This window comes from Mesorhizobium sp. P3_A8, from assembly GCF_056402995.1.
The window spans coordinates 161,090-174,384 of the sequence record NZ_JBFUGI010000006.1 but is presented as its reverse complement, the minus strand read 5'-3'; the positions used below and the strand labels follow the sequence as shown (position 1 = coordinate 174,384).

At 63.4% G+C, this 13,295-nt stretch carries 11 protein-coding genes; 8 read left to right on the top strand and 3 right to left on the bottom strand.

Features of this window, described 5'->3' with window-relative positions; genetic code table 11:
- Positions 1-3: 3 nt before the first annotated feature.
- Positions 4-3,384: a hypothetical protein gene (locus tag AC1DX4_RS16125; RefSeq protein ID WP_477221247.1), complete on the bottom strand. Its 3,381-nt coding sequence runs from the start codon at positions 3,382-3,384 to the stop codon at positions 4-6.
- Positions 3,385-3,480: 96 nt separating this feature from the next.
- Between AC1DX4_RS16125 and AC1DX4_RS16120 the strand changes: the two genes are divergently transcribed.
- Entirely contained in the window at positions 3,481-3,948 is a 468-nt protein-coding gene (locus AC1DX4_RS16120; protein WP_477221246.1) for a peroxiredoxin, read from the top strand.
- Between the two features lie 28 nt (positions 3,949-3,976).
- Here AC1DX4_RS16120 and AC1DX4_RS16115 read toward each other — a convergent pair whose 3' ends face one another.
- Positions 3,977-5,125 carry a GNAT family N-acetyltransferase gene (locus AC1DX4_RS16115; RefSeq protein WP_477221245.1) on the bottom strand — a complete coding sequence of 383 codons (1,149 nt, stop codon included), beginning with the start codon at positions 5,123-5,125 and terminating at the stop codon, positions 3,977-3,979.
- Positions 5,122-6,117, bottom strand: coding sequence for a sterol desaturase family protein (locus tag AC1DX4_RS16110; RefSeq protein WP_477221464.1), 996 nt, complete (start codon positions 6,115-6,117; stop codon positions 5,122-5,124). The genes AC1DX4_RS16115 and AC1DX4_RS16110 overlap by 4 nt, the downstream gene beginning before the upstream one ends.
- Positions 6,118-6,432: 315 nt before the next feature.
- Between AC1DX4_RS16110 and AC1DX4_RS16105 the strand changes: the two genes are divergently transcribed.
- The 7 genes from AC1DX4_RS16105 (at position 6,433) to AC1DX4_RS16075 (ending at position 13,261) form a co-directional block, all read left to right on the top strand.
- Positions 6,433-7,737, top strand: coding sequence for a M23 family metallopeptidase (locus tag AC1DX4_RS16105; protein ID WP_477221244.1), 1,305 nt, complete (start codon positions 6,433-6,435; stop codon positions 7,735-7,737).
- A 270-nt stretch (positions 7,738-8,007) separates the two neighbouring features.
- Positions 8,008-9,447: an FAD-binding oxidoreductase gene (locus tag AC1DX4_RS16100; RefSeq protein WP_477221243.1), complete on the top strand. Its 1,440-nt coding sequence runs from the start codon at positions 8,008-8,010 to the stop codon at positions 9,445-9,447.
- Positions 9,444-10,184, top strand: coding sequence for a FadR/GntR family transcriptional regulator (locus AC1DX4_RS16095; protein WP_477221242.1), 741 nt, complete (start codon positions 9,444-9,446; stop codon positions 10,182-10,184). The genes AC1DX4_RS16100 and AC1DX4_RS16095 overlap by 4 nt, the downstream gene beginning before the upstream one ends.
- Positions 10,185-10,186: 2 nt before the next feature.
- Positions 10,187-10,624, top strand: coding sequence for a VOC family protein (locus AC1DX4_RS16090; protein ID WP_477221241.1), 438 nt, complete (start codon positions 10,187-10,189; stop codon positions 10,622-10,624).
- Positions 10,625-10,707: 83 nt separating this feature from the next.
- Positions 10,708-11,736 (top strand): ABC transporter substrate-binding protein, encoded by a 1,029-nt coding sequence (locus AC1DX4_RS16085; protein WP_477221463.1) that lies wholly within the window; start codon positions 10,708-10,710, stop codon positions 11,734-11,736.
- Entirely contained in the window at positions 11,736-12,509 is a 774-nt protein-coding gene (locus AC1DX4_RS16080) for an ABC transporter ATP-binding protein (protein ID WP_477221240.1), read from the top strand. The genes AC1DX4_RS16085 and AC1DX4_RS16080 overlap by 1 nt, the downstream gene beginning before the upstream one ends.
- Complete coding sequence (locus tag AC1DX4_RS16075) at positions 12,506-13,261, top strand: ABC transporter permease (RefSeq protein ID WP_477221239.1); 756 nt, start codon at positions 12,506-12,508, stop codon at positions 13,259-13,261. Before AC1DX4_RS16080 ends, AC1DX4_RS16075 begins: the two co-directional genes overlap by 4 nt.
- Positions 13,262-13,295: the final 34 nt, after the last annotated feature.

Sequence of the window (13,295 nt, the reverse complement as noted above, 5' to 3'; positions counted from 1 at the left end):
GATTCACCTGTATTCGAAGATCGACCTGAATATGCCCGGCGCGATCACTGACAGCGGGTTGACGTCGAGCACCGGCTTGTTGGCATTGCCCCTGAGACGGTAGGTGACGCCGATCAGGCCGCGGTCGCGGCCATTGCCGAGCAACGCGCCGACGATGGGCAGTTCGCCGAAGATGCGGTTAAGGCCATAGACCGGCATGAAAGTGCCGGTCATGTCCATATTGTTGTTCTGGTCGTAGAGAATGCCCTGGAACGTCGTGCCGATGCGCGGGCCGCGCAGCACGCCATTGGTCAGCTTCAGGTAGCCGCTGCCTTTCTCGATCTCGGCGTAGCCGCGCTCGAACTTCACTCGCGAGGTGTCGAGATTGCCCTTGACCGCCTGGTTGAGGCTGCGGTTGTCGCCGGCCGGCGTGGTCGAGACGATGGAGGCGAGTTTCGGTTCGTTGACGATGAAGAAGTTGCTGGTGTCGACCTTGCCCTTCATCGGCCCATCGCTGGTTCCTGACAAGGCCAGCGTGATCGCGCCGCCTTCCATGTGCTCGTAGACGTTCAGGAACCTCAATATGGCGCCGGCGTCCGCCGACTGCACGTTGAGCGAACGCTGGCCACCGCCGGTGGTGTTGCTGATGGTGATGGCCGCGCCCGAACTTGCCGTGGCGCTGACCTTCAGTCCGTTCACCCTGGAACCGGCCGCGCTGTAATCGAGCTTCAGGTTGGACAGCTGCTCGTCGTGGAAGCCGGTAAGCTGCTCGACATCGGCACTGACGGAAATGTTGTCTGTTCCGGTCGTCTTGGTCGCGGTGTCCACGTCGGACGTGAACTGCTTGATGAGCGAGCGGGCGTCGAGCGCGTTGCCATTGATGTCGACCGCATAGCCCTTGCCCGACCGCTTCACCGAAATCGCGACATCGTCACCCCGGTTCAAGGTGACCTTGCTGAACTTCGCCGACGACAGGGCGCCGTTGACCAGCACGATGCTGCCGTCGATGGAGAATGTCTTTCCGTCGAGGTCGAAATCGGACAGCGTCGTGGTGTCGCCGGCCTTGGTCATGACGAAGGTGACGTTGGCTGGAACCCCTGCCCCCTTGCTCCAGCCGGCCCAGGGAATGTCCAGCCTGGCGTTGGTCAGGTCGGCCGAGACGTTCTGGTTGCCGCTGCCGCTCTTGTCGATCGCGACCTTCACCGTCCCGCCCAGCAGCGGTGTCAGGCCGGGCATGGCGGCGGCGCGGATCTTGTCGTCGAGCACCAGCGCCACTTTGCGGCTGCGCGGCGGCCCATCATCCGCCAGCGGCTCGACAAGATCGAGTTCGGCCGGAATGCCATTCAGCGATGCCTTGGCGGAAATCACTGCCTTTTCGGGATCGACCGTGATCGAGCCGTCGGCATCGGTTACGGTCTGTCCATCGAATGGCTTGGCCAGCGACAGGCCGGTGTAGTCGAGCGACACCAGCCAGTCGAGTTTCGAGGTGTCGACGCCGGACTGCAACGGAATGTCGGCCCTGACATGGCCGGTGACGTTGCCGGACAGATCCTCCGGCAGGAAGCCGACATGGCGCATGGCATTGATCGGTTCGTAGGAAGCGAGTTCTGCGATAGCAGGCGCCTCCCCCTCGACTTCGATGTCGAGTGCGCCGATGACCGGCGGGTGGTTCGCCGCCTTGACGGTCAGTGTGCCGTTGCTGGCCGCCACGGTGCGGCCGCTGGGCATGAAGACGGTGCCCGAGGAGAGCGAAACATCGACGTCATTGCCGTGGAAGGCGACGACGCCGACCGCGTCGCGTATCGGCGGAATGCGGCCGGCGGTGTCAAAACGCGACCCTTCGATCTGGAAGCGGCCGAACACCTCTTCGGCCGACAGCGGCACGCCGTTGCCGAGGCGATCCGGCACGACCTGGAATTGGAGATTGCCGTCGACGACGCGGCCGCCAAACAGGTTGTTCAGCACCCAGAGCCGCGCATTGCGCGCCGAAAACCACGGCCATAGCTGCTTGACGTGCGAGACCGGCATGTCATGGAGGCTAAGCGCCAGATTGATGCCGGGAGCCTTGCCGTCAACGAATGCCACGGCCGCGGTGCCGAGCACCTCGCCGGAAGCGGCGGACCGAACCGCGATCTGCTCGGCCACCAACTTGTGGCTCTTGGTCTGATAGACGCCGGCAATGCGGGCGAGGAAGGTCAGCGCGGGCTCGGGCGATTCCGACGGCGCCAGGGTCGAACCGTCGCTGGTCAGGTCGTAACGATAGGAGGGCTCCTCGCCCGCAGCCCCTGTCGCCGGCTTTGGCCCTATCGAGCCGCCGAAATTGAAAGAAGACCGGCCGGTTTTCAGCAGCAGCTTGTCCACCTGGATCTTGTTGCTGCCGTCGACCAGCGTGGCATCGACATCGACGTCGGCCGGTAACAAGCCGCGCGTGCCAAGATCGAGCACGGAACCCGTCGACGACAGGGCGGCCGTCAGCCGTGATGCCGTGGTACCGGCTCCTTCCGACCCTGTCAGTTTCAAAGCGACCGCACCCAGCTTCCCGGCGCTGGCAGCGGTTTCATCGGCAACCGCCAGATCGATGCTTGCATTCAGCGCCGTCACCCGGTGCGCCGCGATATCGCGGCTGGCGGAAGCGGCAACGGTGACCTTTCTGCCATCGACATCCGCCTCGGAGGAAAACTCCATGCCGCCTGGCCCCGACTGGACGACGGTGGCGTCGGCGATCTTGATCAGCTTGATCGCACCGGTATCGGGCAGCACGAATTCGACATTGCTGAGTTCGATCCGGCGCATCGAATCTTCGCGCACGGCGTCCAGCACGTGATGGATGTTGCCGAACACCGCGGCCGACAGTTTCTCAGGATCGACGAGGCCGTCCTCATTGCGCAATTGCGCTGTCCAGTCGCCGCCGGACGGCATCGCCGCCACAACGATATGGGCATCCGAGACCTTGGCGCTGGTCAGCCGCACCTCTCCCCAAAGCAGCGGTATCAGGCGCATGCCGAAGCGCACGCGGCCGGCATCCGCCATGGGCTTGTCATCCGATGTCTTCAGGCTGACGTCGCTCACCTGAAGCGCGACGAAGCTCGAACTGTCGAGCGTGATGCGCGCCGGCCCGACCGCGACATGGACATCGACGCCGGCGAGTTTCTCGATGGCGGTTTCCGCTTCCGCCCGAAGCCGCTCGGAGCCGATGCCGGACGCCCCGACCAGATAGACGACGACCGCGGCCAGCAGGACGAGCGCCACCATGCCGGCAAACACGCGCGAAAGCATGCGGAAGCCGCGGCCGATCGACGCCTGACCGAGGGGTGGAACGCGGCACGCGGACGGCAAGGTCCCCAGGTCGGTGATCTCGTCACGCCTGAACCTGATCTTCTCGTGCTGCGGTTGCTCCTGATCCACGCAATCTTCCGTTGTACAAAATTCGCTCGTGGACGAATCCCCGGTCGACACTATATCGGTGTGGCTTCGCGCGTAACCTCAAACAAGGGCATCGATATGGCTGACCTCGACGTGGGCGATCTCGCACCGCAGTTCGACCTGCCCCGGGATGGGGGTGGGTCTCTAAGTCTTTCGGCCTCGTCCGGCAAACCCGTCGTCCTCTATTTCTACCCGCAGGACGACACGACGAGCTGTACGCAAGAGGCAATCAGCTTTTCACAGCTGAAGCCCGAATTCGAGAAGGCCGGCGCCGTCGTGATCGGTCTGTCCCCCGACAACGTCAAGAAGCACGACAAGTTCAAATCGAAATACAGCCTCACCATCGACCTCGCCGCCGACGAGGAGCGCAAGGTGATCGAGGCCTACCATCTGTGGGTCGAGAAATCGATGTATGGCCGCAAATACATGGGCGTCGAGCGCGCGACGTTCCTGATCGGCCGTGACGGGCGGATCGCCCGGATTTGGCGCAAGGTCCGGGTCAAGGGCCATGCGGAAGAGGTGCTGGAGGCCGTTCGCGCGCTTTGAGCGTCACGAAGACCCATACGAGTCGTCCTTACTCGTCCGGTGTTTCTGCCTTCGGCTTAGGCTGCCGCTGCGCCCGCCAGGACTTCGCAACATGGCTCACACGATCGGCCAGCGCGGCGAGACGACCGCGCAGGCCACGCGCGCCGATCATCGACGACAGCGTGACCGATTGGGTGGCGAAGCGCCGCTTGAAATCCTCGCCGCCGCAGAGAAAATCGACTTTGGCAAGGCCACGGTCGAGCGACCACTGGATATAATCCATCATCAGCACCATACCCGGCGAGGCGCGCTCGTATTCGGGATCATAGGTGGTGACGAAAGCCATCATCGTGCCGTGCTGCTCGAAATTGATCGAGACGGCGACGATCGTGTCGTCAAGCTCCAGCACGAAGATGCGCAACAGGCCGAGTTCGGCCAGCACCGAAATTAGCGCGGTGAGAACCGGCGAGCCCTTGTCGAACAGGTCCGAAACGCGGCCATGCCGGACGAGCCAGAGGCGCTTCAGCGCCGCGACCCGTGCGAGCACCGGCTCGCGCGGTTCGTCCGCATCCAGCAGGCGGAAACGCAATGCACCGCCTTCCTCCATGAACTTGCGGCCACGACGGTAGTTCTGCCGGGCTTTCTTGGACAGCGTCTCGAACCACTCCGCCCCACTTTGCCAGGGACCCGCGACACGGTAGCTGATTTCAGTGCGGTGGTTGGGCCGAAGCGCCTTGTCATGGCGCGAGGCCGGGTCGAGCAGGGCATGAACACCGGCATCCGGCAGCAGACGGTTGAGATAGATCAGGTCGAAGCCGCCCTGATCAAAAATATGCTGCCAGAGGCGGGAGATCGCCTGCGGATCGCTGTCGGGGGCAACCAGCGCATCGCCATAGTCGCTGTGATCCTTGGCCGCCCATTCGAGTATGCGGATGCCGGAGCGCTTGAAGGTCGCTAGCGCGATCACGCCCTCGAGCCGGTCGCCGTTCCAGGCAAGTCCGATCCTGAGCGTGCGCCGCTCCTGATGCGGGGTGGTGCGCCACCAGGCGACGATCCAATGCGGATGTTGGAAGACAAGCCCGCCGGCTCGCTGCCAGAGCGCGCTCCAGGCCGGTGCGATCTCGGCGAGGCGCGCCGCCGATGTCACGACTTCGAAGGTGCGTGTGCGCGGGATGGCGAGCACGAAAGGTGCGTTCATGGCCGTGTCCCTTCCGATGACCGCGAGACCCGTGGCTTTCCGGGCCGGATGCGCCTGGCGATATGCCCCCACATCCGCTTCAGCGGCATGACATAAAGGCCGGCCAGCGACTGGTAGTCGCGCACGTCACGGTCGACCAACCCGAACTTGAAGTCCTCGTCGGGCCTCGGCACACACAATGTTCCGAAGAGCCGGTCCCAGAACGAGAACAGCAGCCCGAAATTCTTGTCGTAGTGGCGTGGATCGGTGCTGTGATGCAGCTGGTGCCAATGAGGACACAGGATCAAATTGTTGAGCGGGCCGAACGAGATCTTGAAATGCGTGTGCCTGACGAAATCCATCATCAGGATGTTGCGCATGACATAGACGTTGACGCCAAAGACGGTCAGTTCGACAAGGTTCAGCGAAATCAGCGACCAGATGCCGAAGCAGACGCCGACAATGACGCCGTCCCAGGCCCGGTTCATCAGCTCGTCGAGCGGGTGGACCCGGTCCTTGGTGATCCCGACCATCACCTCGGCCGAGTGATGCACCTTGTGCAATTCCCAAAGCACGGGATAGCGATGCTGGGCGACGTGATAGAGATAATAGGAAATGTCGTAGGCGAGCAGCATGGTGATGGTGAAGATAAGCACCGTGACCGGCCCTGCCGGTCCTTCGATCAGAGGCGGCTGGAACTGGAACAGTGTCGAAAACAGCCAGTTGGTGCCGTAGCCCACCGCTGTGACGAAGACAATTCCGGCGGGCAGCATGAGGAAGGGCATCAGCGCCTTCTTCGTCACCCAGAACATCAGGTCGGCCTTCGCCGAGGGATGGGTGATGACCTCGTGCGGGATGACGAACTCGAAAAATTCCTTCCAGCTCTTCTCCTCGACCGTGCGCCAATAAGCCACGAGCGCGCTGACAAGGGCAGTCAGCAGCAAGAGCCCGGTCGACAGCAGACTGGTGCCCGACAACTTGTCGAGGATCTTGCCAACCAGATCGCTCAGCATTCCTTGGACCGCCATCTTCGATAGAATCCCAAACCCCATCACGCTTTTACTCGAAAACCGTCAAGTAAATGCAATCGAAGACAGTTAAGGAACTCTGGACCTCGATCCGCGAGCGACAGGCCGCAGGGCGGTCAGAAAATTGTTGTTCTTCACCAATGACTTAGCGGCATGAAGGCCGCTCGCCTGGCGGTTTTCATGCAACCCTTTGCCCGCGCCGCGTGCATTCCACGCCGCGCAATCGACCCAGAAAGCCTTTGTTAACCCTAATAATGTGTAATCAGGCAGTCGTGGTGTCGTAACCGAAAGCTTGGTCCCGTGAACGCAACCGGTCAGTCCGCAGTCTTCGGCAGGCGCAAGGAACCCCACACGGTCATCATCGCCCGCGGCAACGAGATCAGGCACTTCACGATCCGGCCCTGGCTCGCGGCATTCATAGGTTCAGCCCTCGCCGCCATTGCCATCGGCTACCTCATGGCCACGTCCTATCTGGTGCTGCGCGATGACCTGATCGGCGCCACCACCGCGCGCCAGGCACGCATGCAACAGGCCTACGAAGACCGCATTTCAGCACTTCGCGCCCAGGTCGACCGCATCACCAGCCGACAGTTGCTCGACCAGCAATTGATGGAAACCAAGGTCAGCGAACTGATCGCGCGTCAGAGCCAGCTGAGCCAGCGCCATGGCCGTCTCGGTCCGTTGCTCGAACGCGCCGAGAATGAAGTCGGAACGGCGCCCGCTGAGGATCCGGCAGCGGCCGTCAAGCCTGACAAGCACGCCGAGGTGACCGGCAGCATCAGCCAGCCGGCGCAGAACTACGCGGTGGCCAGCCTGAGCGCCGATCTCGGCGCCGCCGATACCAGGCCGTTCTCCCTATGGTCGACGCGCACCGATCCGCTGCCCAGCGATTCAGCCGCCGATCGCGCCGACAGGCTGTTCGTCTCGATCAACCAGTCGCTGAAATCCATCGAGAACGAACAACTCACCCGCATCAGCACGCTGGCGGACAATGCCTACAAGAGCGCCGACGCGATCACCCAGGCGCTCCAGGCTGCGGGCCTGCCGGTCGACAGCGACTTCGGCAAGAACGAAATCGATGTCGGCGGACCGCTGATCCCGCTCGACAGCTCGATGATGTTCGACAGCAAGGTCAAGGAACTGGACGAGGCGCTGGATACACTCGACCACCTCAAGAAGGAAGCCCGCCGGCTGCCGCTGGCCAACCCGGCTCCCGGCCACTCCGTCACCAGCCCGTTCGGCGTGCGCACCGATCCCATCCTCGGCACCGCCGCGCTGCATTCGGGCATGGACTTCAGGGCGCCCATCGGCATGGACGCCAAGGTCACGGCGCCCGGCGTTGTCACCAAGGCCGGCTGGAATGGCGGCTATGGCCGTATGGTCGAAGTCGACCACGGCAATGGCTTTGCGACCCGTTATGGACATCTGAGCGAAATCGACGTGACCGTGGGCGAGAAGCTGGACGCGGGCGCCGTCATCGGCAAGACCGGCAGCAGCGGCCGCTCGACCGGCCCGCATCTGCATTATGAAGTGCGCCACAATGGCGAAGCGATCGATCCCTTGCGCTTCCTCACCGTCGGCAAGAAGGTCGCCCAGTATCTCTGAAGAGCGCCGGTCCTGACCTGATTGGCTACCTCTCAAACCAAATCTTCCCCGCTTTGCAAGCAATCCGGATCTGGGTGATCGCTGTCCGTGCTGGCCTCGACTGCCATCCGGCGGCTTCGGCCCTGCTTGGACAGCGACCTGACTGGCACCTCATCCCAACGATCTGGCTATCGACATATCCACGGCCGTTCGGCCTGCCGGTGTTGACACGATTTCAGTTGTAGGATGATATGTATAACCATACGCCACAACACCAGCGCCGATCCGATAATGACCATCCACGGCATTTCGCCAGACGTCCTTGCCGCCCTGGAGCATCTCCTTGGGCAGAGCGGTGTGGCTGCCGATGCGGCTAACATGGCGAAATACCTGGTGGACTGGTCCGGCGATCATCATGGCGGCGCGCTTGCCGTGCTGAAACCGGCATCGGTCGCCGAGGTCCAGGCCGCGGTGCGCCTGTGCGGCACGCTTGGGTTGGGGATAATCCCGCAGGGCGGCAACACCGGGCTTGTCGCGGGCGCGATCGACATCGGCACGGCCCAGGGCGCGGTGATCATCAGCTTGGAGCGGCTGAACAGGATTCGCTCTGTCGACGCCGACAATTTCATGCTGCAGGCCGATGCCGGCTGCATCCTGCAGCACATCAAGGATGCCGCCGAAGAGCAGGACTGCCTGTTTCCGCTGGCGCTCGGCGCTCAAGGCAGTTGCCAGATCGGCGGCAACGCTTCCAGCAATGCCGGCGGCGTCAATGTGCTGCGCTACGGCATGGCCCGCGATCTCATCGTCGGACTGGAAGTCGTGCTGCCTGACGGCGAACTGTGGAGCGGCTTTTCCGGCCTGCGCAAGGACAATCGCGGCTACGACCTGAAGCAGCTTTTCATCGGCGCCGAGGGCACGCTGGGCATCATCACCGGTGTGGAGGTCAAGCTCTTTCCGAAACCGGGCCGTGTCGAAACTGCCTATCTGGGGCTTCCTTCATTCGAAGCGGCGATATCGCTGTTCAGCCAAGCCCGACGCGGATGCTCCGACCTGATATCCGCCTTCGAGATCATCGGATCGGAATGCATGGAGCTCGCACGGCTCGTCGACCCCAACATCGGCGCGCCGGTTACGGCGCCCGTCCATGTGCTGATCGAATTGTCGTCGAGTGCCGCCATCGACCTGCGCGCCCTGCTGGTGGATTTCCTTGCCCGCACGATGGAAGAAGAACTCGTCACTGACGCCGTTCTGGCAGAGAGCGGCGCACAGGCCAGGGCGTTCTGGGCCGTTCGCGAAGGGCTGGTCGAGGGCCAGGCCAAGCGCGGCTACCACGTACGCACCGATCTTTCGGTGCGTATCTCCGATATCCCCACGCTGATCGCCCGAGCCCGGCAGTTTGTCGAACTGGAGCATCCGGGCTGGATTTCGCAGGCCTATGGCCACGCAGGCGACGGCAACATCCATTTCAACGTCCTGCCGCCGCTCGACCTTGCCGAGCCCGAGGCCCGCGCCAGGGGCACCGCCATCACCACTGGGTTGTACGACATCGTCAACGCACTTGGCGGCTCGATCAGCGCCGAGCACGGCATCGGGCGCACCCGCCAGCCTGCCTACTGGGCCGGAATGACCCCTGTCCATCGCAAGCTCGTCACCGCGCTGAAACATGCCATCGACCCGGGCGGTCTGATGAACCCCGGCTGCCTCTTTCCCGCGACGGAGACTTTTTCATGAAACAACGACTGGCTGCCATCGGCACTGTCGAGGCGCTGCCGCATCGGGTCGCCGCGTTCCTCAGCCGCGAGATCGAGTCCGGCGATCTCAACCCGGGCGCCCTGCTGCCGACGGAGCAGCAGCTTTCGGAGAAATTCGGCGTCAGCCGCAACGTCGTGCGCGAGGCAATCGCACAATTGCGCGCCGACGGCATGGTGGAGGCGCGGCAAGGCATCGGCTCCTTCGTGCTTGCACCGGAGCAGCGCGCGGCAATCCGCATCGACCGCGAGACGCTGAAGGAAGGGCAGAACATGGAGCGGCTGTTCGAGCTGCGCTGCATCCTCGAGGCCGAGTCGGCGGCACTCGCCGCCGAGCGCCGCGACCAGGAGCACCTCGACGCCATCAAGGCCGCACTCGACCGCATGAGCGGCGAGGAGCGATGGGAGGACGGCAGCATCGACGCCGACCTGCTGTTTCATCGCGAGATCGCCCGGGCGACCGGCAACAGTTACATCCACACCTTCATTTCCTTCGTCTGCGAGCAGATCCGCCGATCGATCTATTACGCACGGCAGACCAACCCCCTGCACGATCTGGTGGAAGTCAATGTCGGCGAGCATGTGCGCATCTACGAGGCGCTGGTCGCCGGCGACCCGGCGGCTGCCGAGGCTGCAATGCGCGCGCACATCATCGGCGCGGCCGACCGTGTCGGCGTCAAACTGCCATTGCGCACCCGGCGTACTGAGGGAGGCCAATAGTCATGCCGATGGGGACCGCATATCGAATTTCGGATGTCTGCCTTCTCGTCGAGGATATCGAGCGGACGGTCGAGTTCTATGTCGACAAGCTCGGCTTTCGCCTGCGCCGCCGCGCCGAGGGTTTCGCCGACTTCCATGGCGAGGGCGTGACACTGGCAGCATGGGAGATCGACCATATCGGCCAGCATGCCGGCGTCTCGAAACTGAAATCGCCGCGCCATGCGCACAAGGTCTGCGTCGCCGTCCAGCTCGACACCCCCGACGAGATCGACCGGCTGCATGCCGAGCTGACAGCCAAGGGCGTACCGTTTTATGGCCCGCCCGAAAACTATGTCTGGAATGCGCGCTGCGCCTATTTCACCGACCCGGACGACACGCTTTGGGAACTCTACGCCTGGCTCGACGGCGGCCCCGGCGACTACCACGACGAACAGCCGTAGACCACCCGCGCCAAGGGAACGGCGCGCAATGAAGAGACGAGACAGTCTTGCAACAGGAGCGGAAAATGAATGGGAATTACGACATGAACCGCCGCGGTTTCATGAAATCCGGCTTGGCGGCTGTTGCCGTGGCATCGGGCGGAATGCAGCTGGTGCTGACGCCGGGCGCGAAGGCCGCAGGCAAGGTCGTCATCCAGTATGACTGGCTGATGTCCAACGGCCAGATCGGCGACATCGCCGCCGTCGCCAACGGTTACTTCAAGGATGCCGGGCTCGACGTGGAATTCAGCCCGGGTGGGCCCAACGCCTCGACCGTGCCGCCGGTGATTTCGGGAGCGGCACAGCTTGGCCAGTTCTCGGAGACGCCACAGCTGTTTTCGGCACGCGCCAGCGGCGTGCCGGTGAAGATGGTCGCCTGCGGCTTCCGCACCGGCCCCTATGCGCTCACCTCCAAGGCCACCAATCCGATCAAGGGCGTGGCCGACCTCAAGGGCAAGAAGATCGGCATCCAGCCGACAGCGCGCTTCGTCATGGATGAGATCCTGGCCAAGAACGGCTTGAGCGCGTCCGACCTCACCGTCATCAATGTCGGTTTCGACAAGGGACCGCTGGTGCGCGGCGATGTCGACGCCATTGGCGGCTGGATCACCAACACGCAGGCGCTCAGCGTCGTCGGCGACGACCGCATCGACCTTCTGGTGCGCGACCTCGGCTTGAATTCCTATGCCGATGTCTATTTCGCCACCGATGCGGCGATCGAAAAGGACCCGGACACGCTGGCCAAGTTCATCGGCGCGGTCGCCAAGGGCTGGGGATGGGTGCACGCCAACCCGCAGGAGGCGGTGAAGAAAATGGTCGCCGCCTATCCCGAAATGGACCTCGGCTGGGAAGAGAAGACCGTCAACCTCGTGCTGAAGCTCTCCTTCGACGGTGCGACGGCCAAGGACGGCTGGGGCACGTTCGACCCCGCCTCGATCGAAGAGCAGTTGGCACTGCTCGACAAGGTCGGCCAGTACCCCAACGGCCGGCCCAAGGCGGCCGACGTCTACACCACCAAGATCCTCGAACTTTCGGCTGCCGACCGGCCGAAGCTCGACGCGCCCGCCGCCTGATGGCAAGCGCGATCGAAGCCAGCAGGCTGGATGTCGGCTATGGCGGCCGCCAGGCGGCCGTCAAGGTGCTTTCCGGCCTCGACCTCACCGTCGAGACCGGCTCCTTCCTGTCGATCCTTGGGCCGTCCGGCTGCGGCAAGTCGACCTTGCTGCGCGTGGTCGCCGACCTGCTCGACCCGCTCGGCGGCACGATCAGCGTGCTCGGCGACACGCCGCATGCGGTGCGCTCGCGCCGCGATGTCGGCTTCGTCTTCCAGGACTCGACCCTGCTGCCCTGGCGCACGGTGCGCGACAATGTGCGTCTGCCGCTTGGCGTCGGGCAAGGCAGCCTGACGCGGAAAATCGAGGACCGTAGCGACGAATTGCTGGAGCTGATGGGGCTTGCCGGCTTTGGCGAACGCCTGCCGCATCAACTCTCCGGCGGCCAGCGCCAGCGTGTGGCGATTGCCCGCGCCTTGCTGGGCCAGCCGAAGCTGCTTTTGATGGATGAACCGTTCGGGGCGCTCGACGAAATCACTCGTGACCGGCTCAACGACGAGCTTCTCAACCTGTGGCGGCGCACCGGCACGACGATCCTGTTCGTCACCCATTCGATTGCCGAAGCCGCCTATCTCGGCGAACGCGTAATCGTTCTCGCCGCCAATCCGGGACGGCTGGTCAAGGATCTGGACATGCGGTCGCTCAAACAGGACGGCAACCGCTGCACACGCGAAGATCCGGCGATCGTCGCCGCCATGGCAGATTTGCGTGTCGCGCTGGAGCAGGCGTCATGAGGCCGGCGCCGCTCTCGCCGCAAATGGCAATAGCCCTGCCCGTTCTCGGCGCGGCATCGCTGCTTTTCGCCTGGCAGTATCTGCTGCCGCTGCTCGGCGTGCCGGCCTATATCGTGCCGACGCCGACCGCCATATCCGGCGTCTTCCAGAAGAATTTCGCGCTGCTCATGGACAATCTCAGGCCGACGCTGATCGAGGCGCTGGCCGGTTTCGTCATCGGCAATCTGGCCGCCGTGCTGTTGGCGATCCTGTTCGTGCACAACCGCATCCTGCAGGCCACCTATTTTCCGATCGTGCTGTTCTTCAACACCATTCCGATCCTGGCGCTGTCGCCGATCATCATCCTGATCTTCGGACTTGGTATGACGCCGAAAATCGTCATCGCGGCGGTGATCTGCTTCTTCCCGACGCTGGTGAACATGATCCGCGGCCTGGATTCGGCCAGCGACAATGAGCACGAGCTGTTCCGGGTGCTGTCGGCGACACGTTCGGAGGTTTTCTGGAGCCTGCGCCTGCCGCGTGCGCTGCCGATGCTGTTCTCCTCGCTCCGCATCGCGTCGGCGACGGCAGTCATCGGCGCCATCGTCGGCGAATGGATCGGCTCGGACAAGGGCCTCGGCGCGCTGATCATCCAGGCGAGTTTCAATTACCAGTCGGACCGGCTTTACGCGGCGATCGTGCTGTCATCTTGCCTGTCGATCGTGCTGTTCTGTGCCGTGGTGCTGGTCGAACGCCGGGTCATCAAATACTGAACAGGCATTTCACTGGCTCGTGCAAGCCTTGCAC